Annotated in this window: 1 protein-coding gene; it reads right to left on the minus strand. The window is 69.0% G+C overall.

Annotated elements, in window-relative coordinates; genetic code table 11:
* A partial coding sequence (locus tag ACLJNW_RS25465) for a nitrilase-related carbon-nitrogen hydrolase (RefSeq protein ID WP_410961401.1) occupies positions 1-247 on the minus strand: 247 nt, incomplete at its 3' end.
* Positions 248-268 lie beyond the last annotated feature (21 nt).

Raw genomic sequence — 268 nt, forward strand, 5'->3', positions numbered from 1 at the left:
GTGTCGGCCGAGCCGCCTCGATCGAGCGCATCCGGCTGATGTCGAGGTGCTGGTGCGGAGCGGTCGAATCGCCGAACCACGCGTCGTTGCTCACGTTCACGAGCAGCGTCGACTCGCGGACCATCCGCCGCTGCTCGGTGCCGTAAGCGTCCTCGTAGCAGATCGTGGCTGCGAGCCGTTCGCCCGCGACCTCGAGCGCGGGCTGGCGGTCCGAGCCCGCCTCGAAGTCCGAGTACGGCAGGTCCATCAGCTTGAGCCAGGACCGCAC

Source organism: Salmonella sp. SAL4457 (assembly GCF_046548235.1).
GTDB lineage: Bacteria > Pseudomonadota > Gammaproteobacteria > Enterobacterales > Enterobacteriaceae > Salmonella > Salmonella enterica.